Origin of the sequence: Couchioplanes caeruleus, from assembly GCF_023499255.1 — a bacterium.
GTDB classification, from domain to species: domain Bacteria; phylum Actinomycetota; class Actinomycetes; order Mycobacteriales; family Micromonosporaceae; genus Actinoplanes; species Actinoplanes caeruleus_A.
On sequence record NZ_CP092183.1, the window covers coordinates 1766117 to 1781302 of the forward strand.

General features: G+C 71.3%; 12 protein-coding genes. 9 read left to right on the forward strand and 3 right to left on the reverse strand.

From position 1 onward, the window contains the following. Positions 1-455 precede the first annotated feature (455 nt). From COUCH_RS08390 to COUCH_RS08415, 6 genes are all read left to right on the forward strand, one after another. On the forward strand, positions 456-1985 hold the full coding sequence (locus COUCH_RS08390; RefSeq protein WP_249611502.1) for an amino acid permease: 1530 nt from the start codon (positions 456-458) through the stop codon (positions 1983-1985). Positions 1986-2056: 71 nt separating this feature from the next. Next, entirely contained in the window at positions 2057-3403 is a 1347-nt protein-coding gene (locus tag COUCH_RS08395; RefSeq protein ID WP_249611503.1) for a glutamine synthetase family protein, read from the forward strand. Between the two features lie 354 nt (positions 3404-3757). Continuing rightward, positions 3758-5119 carry an aldehyde dehydrogenase family protein gene (locus tag COUCH_RS08400; RefSeq protein WP_249611504.1) on the forward strand — a complete coding sequence of 454 codons (1362 nt, stop codon included), beginning with the start codon at positions 3758-3760 and terminating at the stop codon, positions 5117-5119. An 11-nt stretch (positions 5120-5130) separates the two neighbouring features. After that, the gene (locus tag COUCH_RS08405; RefSeq protein WP_249611505.1) at positions 5131-5895 is read left to right on the forward strand and encodes a 3-oxoacyl-ACP reductase; all 765 of its coding nucleotides are present in this window, start codon (positions 5131-5133) and stop codon (positions 5893-5895) included. After that, positions 5895-6611, forward strand: a complete 717-nt coding sequence (locus COUCH_RS08410; protein ID WP_249611506.1) for a gamma-glutamyl-gamma-aminobutyrate hydrolase family protein — start codon at positions 5895-5897, stop codon at positions 6609-6611. Before COUCH_RS08405 ends, COUCH_RS08410 begins: the two co-directional genes overlap by 1 nt. 664 nt (positions 6612-7275) lie before the next feature. Next, positions 7276-8025, forward strand: a complete 750-nt coding sequence (locus COUCH_RS08415) for a gamma-glutamyl-gamma-aminobutyrate hydrolase family protein (RefSeq protein WP_249611507.1) — start codon at positions 7276-7278, stop codon at positions 8023-8025. A 153-nt stretch (positions 8026-8178) separates the two neighbouring features. Here the strand turns inward: COUCH_RS08415 and COUCH_RS08420 are convergent, their stop codons facing one another. Then, positions 8179-8745 carry an HD domain-containing protein gene (locus COUCH_RS08420; RefSeq protein ID WP_249611508.1) on the reverse strand — a complete coding sequence of 189 codons (567 nt, stop codon included), beginning with the start codon at positions 8743-8745 and terminating at the stop codon, positions 8179-8181. A 64-nt stretch (positions 8746-8809) separates the two neighbouring features. On the opposite strand from COUCH_RS08420, the gene COUCH_RS08425 reads away from it, so the two are divergent. Beyond that, positions 8810-12448: a SpoIIE family protein phosphatase gene (locus tag COUCH_RS08425; protein WP_249611509.1), complete on the forward strand. Its 3639-nt coding sequence runs from the start codon at positions 8810-8812 to the stop codon at positions 12446-12448. Here COUCH_RS08425 and COUCH_RS08430 read toward each other — a convergent pair. Further along, positions 12435-12752: an STAS domain-containing protein gene (locus tag COUCH_RS08430; protein ID WP_249611510.1), complete on the reverse strand. Its 318-nt coding sequence runs from the start codon at positions 12750-12752 to the stop codon at positions 12435-12437. The two genes, COUCH_RS08425 and COUCH_RS08430, sit on opposite strands and share 14 nt — an antisense overlap. A gap of 177 nt (positions 12753-12929) precedes the next feature. Between COUCH_RS08430 and map the strand changes: the two genes are divergently transcribed. Both map and COUCH_RS08440 read left to right on the forward strand, forming a co-directional pair. Next, on the forward strand, positions 12930-13787 hold the full coding sequence (gene map / locus COUCH_RS08435; RefSeq protein ID WP_249611511.1) for a type I methionyl aminopeptidase: 858 nt from the start codon (positions 12930-12932) through the stop codon (positions 13785-13787). Further along, entirely contained in the window at positions 13784-14479 is a 696-nt protein-coding gene (locus tag COUCH_RS08440) for a VIT1/CCC1 transporter family protein (protein ID WP_275980078.1), read from the forward strand. The genes map and COUCH_RS08440 overlap by 4 nt, the downstream gene beginning before the upstream one ends. On the opposite strand, the gene COUCH_RS08445 is transcribed toward COUCH_RS08440, so the two are convergent. Continuing rightward, on the reverse strand, positions 14476-15186 hold the full coding sequence (locus tag COUCH_RS08445; protein WP_249611512.1) for a nucleotidyltransferase domain-containing protein: 711 nt from the start codon (positions 15184-15186) through the stop codon (positions 14476-14478). The two genes, COUCH_RS08440 and COUCH_RS08445, sit on opposite strands and share 4 nt — an antisense overlap.

A 15186-nucleotide genomic window follows, 5' to 3' on the forward strand; every position in this document is an offset into this window, starting at 1 on the left:
GCGTTCCGCGAGGGCGTGCGACTGTTCGCGCGGTAGCGGGCGGGGCTGCCATAGCGGTAGGTGCGGCGGTGCGGGGCGGGCGCATGGCACGGCTGTCTGCCGTGTCGAGAGAGAGGTGACCGCGCCCCGCGCCGCCGCGGGATGGGAGCCGGTGTGGTGCTCCCCGGTGTTCGCGATGCCTGCCGAGGGCTCGCGCGCTTGCTCGTGCGCCGATCCGGGTGGTTCGCCCGGTTGCGCCGGTAGCGTCAGAACACCGGCAGGGCTTTGCCTGATCGGCGGCGGGCTGTGCCGCGCCGCGCTTTCCGGTGCCCTGTCATGGCTACGAGTGTGCGGGTGGCGTACGAGGGGCGGCAACGCAATTAACACGGCTCATTGACGCGCGTAACACCAGGGGGAGATCATCACCGAACGGCGGTGGCCCAGGTCACAGTCGCCCCTCGGTCTAGGGAGCCTTCATGAGTGCCGACCCTGTACCCAGCACCGACGAAGAACGACTCGCTCAGCTCGGCTACCAGCAGGAACTGCACCGCCGACTGTCCGGCTTCTCGAACTTCGCGGTCTCCTTCTCCATCATCTCGATCCTCGCCGGCGCGATCACGTCGTACGGCATCGCCATGACCGCCGGCGGGCCGCTCGCCATCACCGTCGGGTGGCTTTTCGTCGGCGTCATGGTCACCTTCGTGGCCCTGGCGATGGCGGAGGTGTGTTCGGCGTACCCGACCGCCGGCGCCCTCTACTGGTGGGCCGCCGCGCTCGCGAAACGGAACAAGGCCGCGTGGGCCTGGTTCGTGGGCTGGTTCAACTTCCTCGGTGAGGTGGCCGTCACCGCCGCGATCGATTTCGGTGCGGCGATCACCACCTCCGCCTTCCTCAGCCTCACGTTCGACATGGAAGTCACGGCCGGGCGTACGTTCCTGATTTTCCTGGTCATCATCGTGGTGCACGGCCTGCTGAACACGTTCGGTGTCAGCCTGGTCCGGCTCCTTTCGGACGTCAGCGCGTGGTGGCACCTCATCGGCGTCGCCGTCATCGTCGTGCTGCTCGCCGTCATCCCCGACAGTCACAAGCCGATTTCCGAGGTCTTCTTCGAGGTACGCAACGAGACCGGCTTCACGTTCGCCGGGGCGGGTGCTTACGCCGTACTCGTCGGATTGTTGATGGCGCAGTACACGTACACGGGATATGACGCCTCCGCGCACGTGGCGGAAGAGACGCACGATGCGGCGCGCGCAGCGCCGCGAGGAATTGTGATGTCCGTGGTGGTCTCCGTGATTGCCGGCTTCGTGCTCCTGGTCGCCATCACGTGGGCGATCCAGGACTACGAGGCGGAGCGTACGACCGATCTCGGCCTGCCTCCCGCGCAGATCTTCATCGACGCGGTCGGCCACGACCTCGGCACGTTCCTGCTGTTCATCTGCATGGTGGCGCAGTGGTTCTGCGGCATGGCATCGGTCACCGCCAATTCCCGGATGGCGTACGCCTTCGCTCGCGACGGTGCGTTGCCCGGTTCGCGGATGTGGAAGCAGGTCAACCCCCGCACGGGTACGCCGACGAACTCGATCTGGCTCTGCGTCACAATCAGCACGATTCTGGTGCTGCCCTCGCTGTGGAACACCACGGCCTATCTCGCCGCGACGTCCATTGCGGTCATCGGGCTCTACATCGCCTACGTGGGCCCGGTGCTGTTGCGCCGGCTGAGTCCGGATTTCCAGCCGGGACCGTGGAATCTCGGCCGCTGGAGCGCGCCGATCGGCTGGATCGCGATCGTCTGGGTCGTGGTCATCTGTGTGATGTTCGTTCTTCCGACCGCCAGCCCGATCACCGCGACGACCTTCAACTACACGATTGTCGCCGTGGTCGTCGTGGTCGGTGCGGCCGCCGTGTGGTGGTTCGCCAGCGCCCGGAAATGGTTCACCGGACCTCGCCAGAACCTTCTCGAAAAGGCCGCCCACGGGGAGCAGACCATGCCCGCACCGCCTGAGTGATCGTGCTCACAGGGGCCGGGCACCCGCCCGGCCCCCGGAAACTGTCGGTCCCCTGCGATAGGACATCACCCATGAACCTCGAGGACCTCGACGTCGCGGTCGACAACGGCACCATCGACACCGTCCTGCTCGCGCTCACCGACATGCAGGGCCGCCTGCAGGGCAAACGCCTGCACGGCCGCTACTTCGTGGACGAGGTCGTCCGGGGCGGCAGCGAAGGCTGCAACTATCTGCTCGCGGTGGACGTCGACATGAACACCGTCGACGGGTACGCGATGAGCTCGTGGGACAGCGGCTACGGCGACTTCGTCATGCGGCCCGACTTCACCACGCTGCGGCACGTACCGTGGTTGCCCGGCACCGCGATGGTCCTCGCCGACCTCGAGACCACCGACGGCGAGGCGGTCTACGCCTCGCCGCGGCAGATCCTGCGCCGCCAGCTCGACCGTCTGGCCGAGCACGGGCTGACCGCCTTCGCCGGGACGGAGCTCGAGTTCGTGCTCTACAAGGACACCTACGAGCAGGCGTACGCGAAGAACTACCGCGACCTTGTTCCGGCTAATCAGTACAACGTGGACTATTCGCTGCTCGGGACGGCGCGCGTGGAACCGCTGTTGCGACGCATCCGCAACGAGATGGCCGGCGCGGGCCTGGTCCCGGAGAGCGCCAAGGGCGAGTGCAACCTGGGCCAGCACGAGATCGCGTTCCGGTACGCCGACGCGCTGACCGCCGCCGACCACCACGTCGTCTACAAGAACGGCGCCAAGGAGATCGCCGCGCAGGAGGGCATGGCGCTGACGTTCATGGCCAAGCCCAACGAGCGGGAGGGCAACTCCTGCCACATCCACTTCTCGCTGCGCGGGGAGGACGGCCGGTCCGCGATGCTCGGTGACGGGCCGGCGCACCTCTCCCTGATCGGCCAGCAGGTGCTCGCCGGCCTGCTCGCCACGATGCGCGAGTTCAGCCTGCTGTTCGCGCCGAACATCAACTCGTACAAGCGCTATCAGCCCGGCTCGTTCGCACCGACGGCGCTGCGCTGGGGCGTCGACAACCGGACCTGCTCACTGCGGATAGCCGGGCACGGCCAGGGCATGCGCGTGGAGAACAGGGTTCCCGGCGGCGACGTCAACCCGTACCTGGCCATCGCGGCGCTGGTCGCGGGCGCGGTGCACGGCATCGAGAACGAGCTGAGCCTGGAGGACGAGTTCAAGGGCAACGCGTACGACGACAGCAGCGCGCCCCGGGTGCCCACGACACTGCGGGATGCGATGGACCTGTGGGAACGGGGTCCGGTGGCGGCTGCCGCGTTCGGGGACGACGTGGTGGCCCATTACACGAACATGGCCCGCGTGGAGCTGGCGGCGTTCGACGCGGCGGTGACCGACTGGGAGCTGCGGCGGGGCTTCGAGCGGATGTGAGCCCGGACCGGGCCCGGGTGGCGCGGTGCGGGCGGGAGGTGCCGGCCGGGCCGGACCGGACCGTGCCGTGCCGCGTCCCGGACGGTGGCGGCGGTCTGTCGGGCCCGTGGGGTGCCGCGGTGGCGCTGCGGGAGGCCCGGGGGCGATGGCGGTTCGCGAGGCCCGGGGGCGATGGCGGTGCGTGACGTTTGTGGGCGCGGTGGCGGTGCGGCGAGCCGGGGGACGATGGCGGTGCGTGAGGCCTGGGGGCGAGATGCCGTGCGCGGGTGATGCGGGGCGGGAGCTGCGGGGATGTTTGCCGGGGCCGCGCGGTGGGTGGCCGGTGTCGTGTGATGATGCGCGAGGAGGTGGGGCGTGAACAGCTCTGATGTGATCAATCCTGCGACCGGGGCGGTGTTCACCGCCGTACCGGCGAACGGGGTTGCCGAGACCGACGCCGCGATCGAGCGTGCGCAGCGGGCCTTCCTGTCGTGGCGGGACGTGGCGCCCGGGGACCGGGCGCGATTGCTGCGGCGGTTCGCCGCCGTCGTGGACGACCACATCGAGGAGCTGGCCGCGCTCGAGGTGCGCAACTCCGGGCACACCATCGGGAACGCCCGCTGGGAGGCCGGCAACGTCCGGGACGTGCTCGACTACTACGCGGGGGCGCCCGAGCGGTTGTCCGGGCGGCAGATCCCCGTCGCCGGCGGCGTCGATGTGACCTTCCACGAGCCGCTCGGGGTCGTCGGGGTCATCGTGCCGTGGAACTTCCCGATGCCGATCGCCGGATGGGGCTTCGCGCCGGCGCTGGCCGCCGGCAACACGGTGGTGCTCAAGCCGGCCGAGGTGACGCCGCTCACCGCGATCCGGCTGGGGGAGCTCGCCCTCGAGGCCGGGTTGCCCGAGGGAGTGTTCACCGTCATCCCCGGCAAGGGCAGCGTCGTGGGACAGCGGTTCGTCGAGCATCCCGCCGTACGCAAGGTCTGCTTCACGGGGTCGACGCCGGTCGGGAAATCGATCATGGCGGGCTGCGCCGACCAGGTGAAACGGGTGACGCTCGAGCTGGGCGGCAAGAGCGCCAACATCGTGTTCGCCGACGCGGACCTGGAGCGGGCCGCGGCGACCGCGCCGGGCGGCGTCTTCGACAACGCCGGCCAGGACTGCTGCGCGCGGTCGCGGCTGCTGGTGCAGGAGTCCGTGTACGAGCGGTTCCTGTCGTTGCTGGAACCGGCCGTGAAGGCGTTCCGGGTGCAGGACCCGGCGCTGGACACCGCCGAGATGGGACCGCTGATCTCCGCCGCGCACCGGGACAAGGTCGCGTCCTACACCGGCGACGCCGAGGTGGCCTTCACCGGGGAGGCGCCCGGCGGCGACGGCTGGTGGTTCCCGCCGACCGTGCTGCTCGCCCGTTCCTCCAGCGACCGGCACTGGCGCGAGGAGGTGTTCGGTCCGGTGCTGTCGGTCATGCCGTTCCACGACGAGGCCGAGGCGATCGAGCTGGCCAACGACACCGAGTACGGCCTCTCCGGCTCGATCTGGACGCGGGACGTCGGCCGGGCGCTGCGGGTGTCGCGGGGCGTGCAGAGCGGCAACCTGAGCGTCAACTCGCACTCCTCGGTGCGCTACTGGACGCCGTTCGGTGGGATGAAGCAGTCCGGGCTCGGCCGCGAGCTGGGGCCCGACGCGCTGCTGAGCTTCACCGACGTCAAGAACGTGTTCATCTCGACGGACAGCTGAGAGGGTCGGCAGTGGAGCGTTTGCAGGATCGGATCGCCGTCATCACCGGAGCGGGCAGCGGCATCGGGCTGGCCACCGCGCGGCGGTTCGCCGCCGAGGGTGCCAAGGTGATCTGCGTGGACATCTCGGCCGACGCCGGCAAGGCGGTCGCCGACGAGGTGGGCGGCGAGTTCGTGGCGTGCGACGTCAGCGACGAGGAGTCGGTGCGTGCCCTGTTCGACGGGGTGGTGGAACGGCACGGGCGGGTGGACGTCGCGTTCAACAACGCCGGCATCTCGCCGCCGGACGACGACTCCATCCTGGTCACCGGCATCGAGGCCTGGGAACGGGTGCTCAAGGTCAACACCACGAGCGTCTTCTTCTGCTGCAAGTACGCGATCCCGCACATGCAGCGTCAGGGCAAGGGCTCGATCATCAACACCGCCTCGTTCGTCGCGCTGCTCGGGGCGGCCACGTCGCAGATCGCGTACACGGCGAGCAAAGGCGGGGTGCTGGCGATGACCCGTGAGCTCGGTGTGCAGTTCGCCCGGGAGGGCATCCGGATCAACGCGCTGTGCCCCGGCCCGGTCGCGACGCCGCTGCTCATGGACCTGTTCGCCAAGGATCCCGAGCGGGCGGCGCGGCGGCTCGTGCACGTGCCGATGGGCCGGTTCGCCGAGCCGGAGGAGATCGCGGCGGCCGTCGCGTTCCTCGCCAGCGACGATGCCTCGTTCATGACCGCCGCGCAGTTCGTGGTGGATGGCGGCATCACCGGCGCGTACGTCACCCCGCTGTGATGCGTCCCGTCATCGGCGTCACCACCTATGTGGAACCGGCCACCTGGGGAGTCTGGCACGACCTGCCCACCGCGCTGATCCCGTACGACTACGTCGCCGCGGTCACCGCCGCCGGAGGCCGGGCCGTGCTCCTTCCCCCCGACGACCTCGACGCCGACGTGCTCGACGTGCTCGACGGCCTGCTGCTCAGCGGCGGCGCCGACCTCGACCCCGAGCTGTACGGCGAGAGCCCCCAGCCGCTGACCGTCACCCGTCCGGAACGCGACGCGGCGGAACTGCTGCTCGCCCGGGCGGCACTCGGCCGGGACATGCCAGTGCTCGGCGTGTGCCGCGGTATGCAGCTGCTCACCGTGGCCGCCGGCGGCACCCTGCACCAGCACATCCCCGACGTGCTCGGCCACGAGGGACACCGCCCGGCGCCCGCCGTGTACGGGCACCAGGAGGTCGCGTTCACCACGGGCAGCCGGATCGCCCGGCTGATGGGAGAGGACCGTCGCGTCCAGTGCTACCACCACCAGGGCGTGGCCGACGCGGGGTCGCTCACGGTGACAGGGTGTACGGAGGACGGGCTGGTGGAGGCGGTGGAGGAGCCGTCGAAGAGGTTCGTGCTCGGGGTGCAGTGGCATCCGGAGGTGGTGCGGGACAAGCGGCTGTTCGGGGCGCTTGTCGCGGCGGCGGGTGAGTACGGGGGCCGGCGGGCCGGGTCCAGGCACTGAGAAGGCTGGCGGCTGCGGCGCGGTAGGCCTGGGCGGTCGTGGCGGCCCAGCCCGTCGCGGCGGGCCCAGCGGATCGCGGTGGGCCCAGCCGGTCGCGGCGGGGTTCGGCTGGCGGCGGCCCTGACCGGTGCCGGGAGTCAGCTGATGGCGGTAAGCCGGGGTGGTGGCCGCGCCCCGCCCGCGCGGCGGTGGAACGGCTCGGGGCGGTGGCCGCGCACGCCTGGGCGGTCGGGGCGGTGGCCGCGCACGCCTGGGCGGTCGCGGAACGGGTCGGGACGGCGGCGGGCGGTTACCGTTGGAGAGACCACCCGGGCCCTCGTTGGAGTGACGGGCTTGATCGCCGGCATCGAGAAGCGGCGATAATGGTGGAAACCCGACCGAACCCGCGATGCAGGTTCGCCGACGACGGCGTCGGTTGACGCGGCTTTGGGACGGACGGCCTGCTCCGGGCCTTCTCAGCATGATTAGTGGGCCGGAGCCGGGTCATAGACATCATCGTGCCGGCAATGTCGTCGGCCTCGTACCTGTTGATGATCGCCGCCCACCGGTGCGCCGGGCCGGGCCGGTGTCAGAGCCCTGGCCTGCCACTTTCGCCGGGAATCCCGCTCAGGCGCCGTACCTGCCGGCCGATAGCGAAGATCTGGAGACCGAGGAGGATCGCCGCATGCGCAGGCCCTTGATCGGACTGACCTCGTACGCCGAGCACGTCACGTACAACGGCAACGACGTCATGGCCGGGATGCTGCCCATGTCCTATGTCAAGGCGGTGCACGCCACCGGTGGTCGCGCAGTCCTGATCACCCCCGATGATCCGGGCACCGACGTGCTGGAATCGCTGGACGGCATCGTGTTCGCCGGCGGCGGGGACATCGACCCGTCGCACTGGGGCGCCGGGCAGCATCCGGCCACCGAGTCCGACCCTGGGCGGGACGACGCGGAGCTGATGTTGATGCGGGCCGCTCTGGAGGCCGACGTACCCGTGCTCGGTGTGTGCCGGGGCATGCAGGTGATGGCCGTGGCCACCGGGGGTTCGCTGCACCAGCACCTGCCTGATCTGATCGGTCACGAACGGCATCGGGCCGCGGCCGGCACCGACCCGCTCGCCGCGGACGCGTCCGCGTTCGGGCGGCACGACGTCGAACTGCAGCGCGGGTCGCGGGCGATGGCCCTGCTCGGCGCACGGATCACCGTCAACTCGTTCCACCACCAGGCGGTCGACGACCCCGGGACGTTCACGATCAGCGGCTGGTGCCCCGACGACCGGGTCGTCGAGATCATCGAGGACCGGGACCGGGCGTTCGCGCTGGGCGTGCAGTGGCATCCCGAGCGCACTGGCGACCTGCGGGTCTTCGCCGCGCTGGCACAGGCGGCAGCGCGGCGGGCCAGCCTCGGCACGTCGTCCCTCGCCGCCTGACCACAAACTGAGGCCGACGGACCGCGAGCTGAGGCCGACGGACCACAGACTGAGGCCGACGGACCACAGACTGAGGCCGACGGACCGCGAGCGGAGGCCGACGGACCATGAGCTGAGGCCGACGGATCGCGAGCTGAGGCCGACGGCGGGGACTCAGATCGGGAAAGCCGCCTGAAAAGCGAGCCGCTCATCAGCCCCACCCGCCAGATCCTGGACGAGATCGTCCAGCACCAGGAACGCCTCCCACGGCGCCCCGCCCAGATGCTCCGCAACCCGAGCCTCCAGCGACTCCACCCGCGCACCCTTCCAGACCTTGTCCGCGAGGCTGACCAGCAGATCCTCCAGCCCCGCCTCGTCCGATTCCCACGCCGCGTGCGTCGCCGCGAACCGGGCCAGATAGCTCGGCACGCCGTACCGGATCAGCAGGTCCCGGCCCGCCGCCTCGTGGCGGTGGCCGGGGCCGGACAGTTCCTCCGGGTGCAGCACCTTGCCGATGTCGTGGGTGGCGGCGCCGAACAGCACCGCCGTCGTGTCGAACGGCAGATCGGGGGCGCGCCGGCCGAGCCGGTCCGTGACGGACCAGGCCACGTCGTGGACCGCTCGGAGGTGGGCGCCGAGGCGGGGCGGCGCATCCAGGTCGTGCAGGAGTTCCGCCGCCGCGGACGGCAGGGGGCGCAGGCCCGGTCGGGTGAGGGCTTGCTCGAGACCCGGGGTTGCCACGCGCGCAAGGGTAGCTACGGTTACCGTGCAGGTCTCGTTGGAACGGACACGTCCGGGAGGATGCATGGGCGGCGCCCTGCCGGAGCGGCTGCGGACGGCGTTCGAGCGCGGCGGCGAAATGGGCGGGCGGATGCTCTCCCTGGACTGGTCCTCGACCCCGCTCGGCGACCCCGCGCAGTGGCCGGCGGAGCTGGTGCACGCCGTGGCGACGATGCTCGCCTCCAAGGCTCAGATCGTCGTCTTCTGGGGCCCGGACTACTGCGCCCTCTACAACGACGCCTACATCACCACGATGGGCAGCAAGCATCCGAGCCATCTGGCGCGGCCCGGGCGGGAGATGTGGGCCGAGATCTGGTGGCTGTTGCAGGAGCTCTTCGACGGGGTGGAGGCCACCGACGAGTCCTACTACGCCGCCGATCACCCGTTCATGCTCGAACGGTACGGCTTCCTCGAGGAGACGTACTTCGACATCTCGTACGACCCCATCCGCAGCGCCGACGGCGTGGTGACCGGCGTCTTCTGCATCGTGGGCGACACGACGCGGCGGGTGCTGGCCGACCGGCGCGTACGCACGCTGAGCCGGCTCGGCTCCCGGCTGGCGGACTCGCCCGATCAGGCGTCGCTGGGCCGGCAGGCCGCTCAGGTCCTCGGCGAGAACCCCGGTGACGTGCCGTTCGCGGCGCTGTACCTGGACGATCCGGCCGACGGCGGCGAGCTGGGCCTGGCCGGGGTCTGTGGCGTCGCGGCCGAGGCTCTGCGGCCGCTGGGCGGCGCGGTGCTGCAGACGGTGGAGGACGTGATGCGCGCCGACCGGGCGGGGAAGCTGCCGGTCGCGCTGCTCACCGATGAGCCACCGGAGTCCGCGGCCGAGCAGGCGCTGGTGTTCCCGGTGGGTGCCGGCACCAGCCGGGTCGGCGTGCTGGTCATCGGCGTCAGCCGCTATCTGGCCCTGGACGACACCTACCGGGACTTCGTGGACCTCGTCACGTCGCAGATCTCGCGGGCGGTGGCGAACATGCGGGCGTACGAGCAGGAACGCCGGCGGGCCGCCCAGCTGGCGGCGCTGGACGCAGCGAAGACGAACTTCTTCTCGAACGTCAGCCACGAGTTCCGTACGCCGCTGACGCTGATCCTCGGCCCGCTGGAGGAACTGCTCAACGACCCGGGTCTCACCGCCGACCAGCGGGAACGGCTGCTGCCCATGCAACGCAACGGGCTGCGCCTGTTGAAGCTGGTCAACACCGTGCTGGACTTCTCGCGGCTGGAGTCGGGGCGGCTGCGCGCGGCGTACCGTCCGACGGATCTCGCCGATTACACCGCGCGGCTGGCCAGCACCTTCCGCTCGGCCGCGGAGCGGGCCGGACTCGCCCTCGTGGTCGACTGCCCGCCGCTGACCCAGCCGGTGCTCGTCGACCGGGAGATGTGGGAGAAGATCGTCTTCAACCTGCTCTCCAACGCGGTCAAGTACACCGCCTCCGGTGGCATCACCGTGCGCCTGGCCGAGCGGAACGGCTCCGCGGTGCTGGACGTCGAGGACACCGGCGTCGGCGTCAGCGCCGAGGAGCAGAAGCTTCTCTTCGACCGTTTCCACCGGGTCACCGGTGCCTGGTCACGCAGCCACGAGGGTACGGGCATCGGCCTGGCACTGGTCCGCGAGCTGGCCGAGCTGCACGGGGGTACGACCACAGCGCGCAGCGAGCTCGGCGTCGGCAGCACGTTCACGGTCACCGTCCCGCTCGGCGCCGCGCACCTGCCCGCCGACCGGGTCATCGACGAGCGCACCGCGGCGTCGCCCGACGAGCAGGCGCGGCTGTACGTCGAGGAGGCGCACTGGTGGGTCGGCGAGCCCGAGCAGCCGTCGGCCGCCCCGGTGAGCCCCGGCGAGGTCAAGGACGCCCGGCGCGGCCGGGTGCTGCTGGTCGACGACGACGCCGACCTGCGGGATCACGTGGCGCGGCTGCTGACGCCGTACTTCGATGTCACGAAGGCCGTCGACGGCCGCGACGCCCTCGACCGGGCTCAGGAGGATCCCTTCGACCTGGTCCTGACCGACGTGATGATGCCGCGGCTGGACGGCTTCGGCCTGATCAAGGCGTTGCGTGCCGACGAGCGCACCCGGGACGTGCCGATCGTCGTCCTGTCGGCCCGTGCGGGCGAGGAGTCCTCGGTGGAAGGTCTGTCCGCGGGCGCCGACGACTACCTGGTCAAGCCGTTCTCGGCCCGCGACCTGATCGCGCGGGTCCGCGCCAACCTCGAGCTCGGCCAGCTCCGGCGGCAGATCATCAGCCGGCTGCGGGGCCTGGTCGACGCGGCGGCGGCGGTCAACACCGTACGGACGACGGCCGAGGTGCTCGCGGTCGCCGCCCGGCACGTGCGCGGCATGACGTCGGCGGGCCGGGTCGTCGTGACCGCACCCGGCGCCCGCGCCGAAGTGGACGGCGGGGCGCCCTCGTCGGCCGAGCCGGACGCGGTGCTGGTGCTGCCCGACACCTCCGGCGCGCCGCTCGGTGAGCTCAAGGTCTGGTCGGGTCCCGACGGGTCGGCCGAGCCGGTGCTGCTCACCCAGCTGGCCCGCCTGATCGGGCTGCGCCTGGAGAACGCGCGGCTCTACGAGGCGGAGCACCGCATCGCCAGCACGCTGCAGCACAGCCTGCTGCCGCAGTCGCTGCCACGGGTGCCGGGAGCCATCGTGGCGAGCCGCTACCTGCCGGGCAGCAGCGAGGCGGAGGTCGGCGGCGACTGGTACGACGTCATCACCGCCCCCGACGACCAGCTCGTCCTCGTGATCGGCGACGTGGTCGGCAAGGGGGTGCAGGCCGCCGCGGGCATGGGGCAGCTGCGCAACGCGCTGCGGGCGTACATCCTCGAGGGCTTCGACTGCGGGGAGGCGCTGACCCGGCTGAACCGGCTGGTGGACAACCTCGGCCGGCGCCAGTTCGCCACTGTGGTGTGTGTGCGCTTCGACCCCCGTACGCGTGACTTGCGCTTCTCCGCGGCGGGCCACCCGTCGCCGGTGGTCGCCGCGCCCGGCAGGGAGGGGCAGTTCCTCTACACGAGCGCGCTGGGCCCGCCCGTGGGCGCGCTCAGCGACTCGGAGTATCCGACGCTGCACACGAAGCTCGAGCCGGGCGACCGTGTGCTGCTCTACACCGACGGCCTGGTGGAGGACCGGCGGGTCGGCATCGACGCCGGCCTGGCGGAGCTGCGCGCCGACCTGGCGAACCCGGCCGACCACGTGGAGGACCTGCTCGACAAGCTGCTCGGCAAGGCGGCCCGGCACACCCGCCGCGACGACATCGCCCTGCTGGCGCTGGAGGCCACCGACCCCCGCGAGTTCGTGCTGCGGCTGCACGCCGATCCGACCCGGCTCAGCGTGCTGCGCCGGCGGCTGGAGGACTTCCTCACCGCCAACGGCGTACCGGAGAACGACGTCTTCGATCTGCTGGTGGCGGTGTCGGAGGCGGCGGCGAACGCCATCGAGCACCCGATCGCCCCGGCGGAGCCGGTGGTGACGGTCGAGGTGTCGCTGGACGACGAGGCGGTGACGGCCACCGTCCGCGACACCGGAAGCTGGCGCCCCGCCGGTGGCGCCGGCTTCCGCGGCCGCGGGCTGGCACTGATCGGCGCCCTGTCGGAGCTGTCGGTGGCCCGGTCGGAGGCGGGCACCGCGGTGACCCTGCGCCGGGCTCTCAGTCGCCCGTGACCAGCCAGGGCTGGTTGCCCAGCCCGGAGATGTCGAGGACCCGGCGGACCTGCGGGGACGGGATGACCGACAGCGCCGCGGGGTAGCGCTCGGCGAGCCGGATCACCGCGTGGATGGCGGCCGAGTCGAAGAAGGTGACGCCGAGCAGGTCGAGGGTGACCGCGGCGGCACCGCCGCCGGTCGCCGCCCGGAACATCTGGTCCGCCGTCGACATGTCGACCTCGCCGGCCACCACCACGGTGACACGATCTCCGGCCACCGACGTGGTGGCCGAGAAGATGTTCTCCGGCCCGTCTTGATCCACGCAGACACGATTACACAGGGGCCCAGGGGCGGCAACAACCGGTGCACGCTGCTCCGGGCGCCGGCCGGCCCGGCGATAGGCTGGACCCATGACCGACAGCACCGAGCTGCACCTCCCGCCAGCGGCCGCCGGCCGCGGCGGCGAGGGCCAGGAGGGCCTGCCCAGAAAGGGACGAGCATGACGGTTCGTGCCCCGCTCACCCCCGGGAAGCTCTCGCCCGTGCGGGCGGTGCCCCCGCAGATCGCCCGCCCCGAGTACGTCGGTAAGAAGCGCCCGAAAGAGTGGCGTGGATCGCACGTGCAGACGCCGGAGACGATCGAGAAGATGCGGGTGGCCGGCCGGATCGCCGCCCAGGCCACCCAGCTCGCCGGTGAGCACTGCAAGCCCGGCGTGAGCACCGACGAGATCGACCGGGTGGTGCACGAGTTCCTCGTCGACCACGGGGCGTACCCGTCGACGCTGGGTTACAAGGGCTTCCCCAAGTCCTGCTGCACGTCGCTCAACGAGGTCATCTGTCACGGCATCCCGGACACGACCGTGCTCGAGGACGGCGACATCGTCAACGTGGACGTGACCGCGTACCTCGACGGTGTGCACGGCGACACGGACGCTACGTTCTGCGTGGGCGACGTCAGCGAGGAGGCCCGGCTGCTCGTCGAGCGCACCCACGAGGCGATGATGCGCGGCATCCGGGCCGTGGCGCCCGGCCGGCCGATCAACGCGATCGGGCGGGTGATCGAGGCGTACGCGCGCCGCTTCGGTTACGGCGTGGTGCGCGACTTCACCGGCCACGGCATCGGCGAGACGTTCCACAGCGGGCTGTACATCCCGCACTACGACAACCCCCGGCTCGACACCGTGATGGAGCCGGGCATGACCTTCACCATCGAGCCGATGATCACCCTCGGCACGCACGAGTACGAGATGTGGGGCGACGGCTGGACCGTCGTCACGAAGGACCGCAAGTGGACGGCGCAGTTCGAGCACACGCTGGTGGTGACGGAGGACGGGTACGAGATCCTCACCCTCCCGTGACCGCCGTCGAGCACCACCACGCCGACGTCTCGGGCGGCTGGCTGCGCGCGGCCACGTTCGGCGCGATGGACGGCCTGGTGACCAACATCGCCCTGATCGCCGGGGTCGGCGGCGGCGGGGTCGGCCGGCACACGCTCATCCTCACCGGCGTCGCGGGCCTGGTGGCCGGCGCGATCTCGATGGGCCTCGGCGAGTACACGAGCGTCCGCACGCAGAACGACCAGGTCGCCGCGGAGCTGGACAAGGAGCTGCGGGAGCTGCGGGAGAACCCCGAGGGCGAGGCCGACGAGCTGGTCGAGATGTGGACCGCCCGGGGCCTGCCCGAGCACCTGGCGCGCCAGGTGGCCGACGTGCTGAAGGCCGACCCCGAGCAGGCGTTGCGGGTGCACGCGCAGGAGGAGCTGGGCGTGGTCCCGGACGAGCTGCCCAGCCCGTGGACCGCCGCGGTGTCCTCGTTCGTGTGCTTCTCCATCGGTGCGGTCGTGCCGCTGCTGACGTACCTGCTGGGGTCGGACAGTCTCGCGCTCGCCCTGGCGGTCGGGGGCGCGGGCCTCTTCGTGGCCGGTGTGATCGTCGCGCGGTTCACCAGTCAGCCGTGGTGGCGCAGCGGCGTGCGGCAGCTGGTGCTCGGTGCGGCCGCGGCCGGCGCCACGTATGTGATCGGCTCGCTGATCGGTGTCGGGGTCGCCTAATCGAACAACGCGTTGAGGGGGCCGTCCACCGGGCGGCCCCGGGCGGTCAGCTCCTCCGCCTGGCTCTTGAGCACCGCGCCCAGCTCGGTCATGTCCGCGCCCGCCAGTCCGGTGCGTTTCACCGCGTCGGCCCGGTTGCGGAAATACGTGCGGCTCAGCAGGCCGGTCACCATGGCGGTGTGCAGGCGGGCCTCGGCCATCAGCACCAGCGCGGCGTCGGTCTCGTACCACTCGGCGAGGCGCACCGCGCGGGCGTGCGCCGCGGAGGCGATGCACCAGTTGCGGCGGGCCAGGCCGCTGAACTCCCCGGGCCGGGTCTCGGCGAGCTTCGCCAGGTGGCCGTCACGCTGCTGACCGAACCAGCCGCGCGGGTCGTACAGGTCACGCACGGTCAGGTAGCGGTCCGCCTCCAGCGGCCACCGCGGGGTCAGCTCGCGGGCCCGGCGCAGGCCGTCGTCGCCGGTCACGACGCTGAGATCGACCAGGATGCCGTCGACGCGGCGCAGCGCCGCCCGGGGACCGGCACCTTGACGGTACGTGACGACGACCAGGTTGATGTCGCTCTGGTCGCTGTCGTCGCCGTGCGCCATCGAACCGTGCACGCCGATCGCCCGCACCTCGGCGGACCACCGGTGCTGCAGCATGTCACGCAGCCGCGTGGCCAGATACCAGCGCGGATTGCCCAGGTCGATCTCGTCCGTCGACAC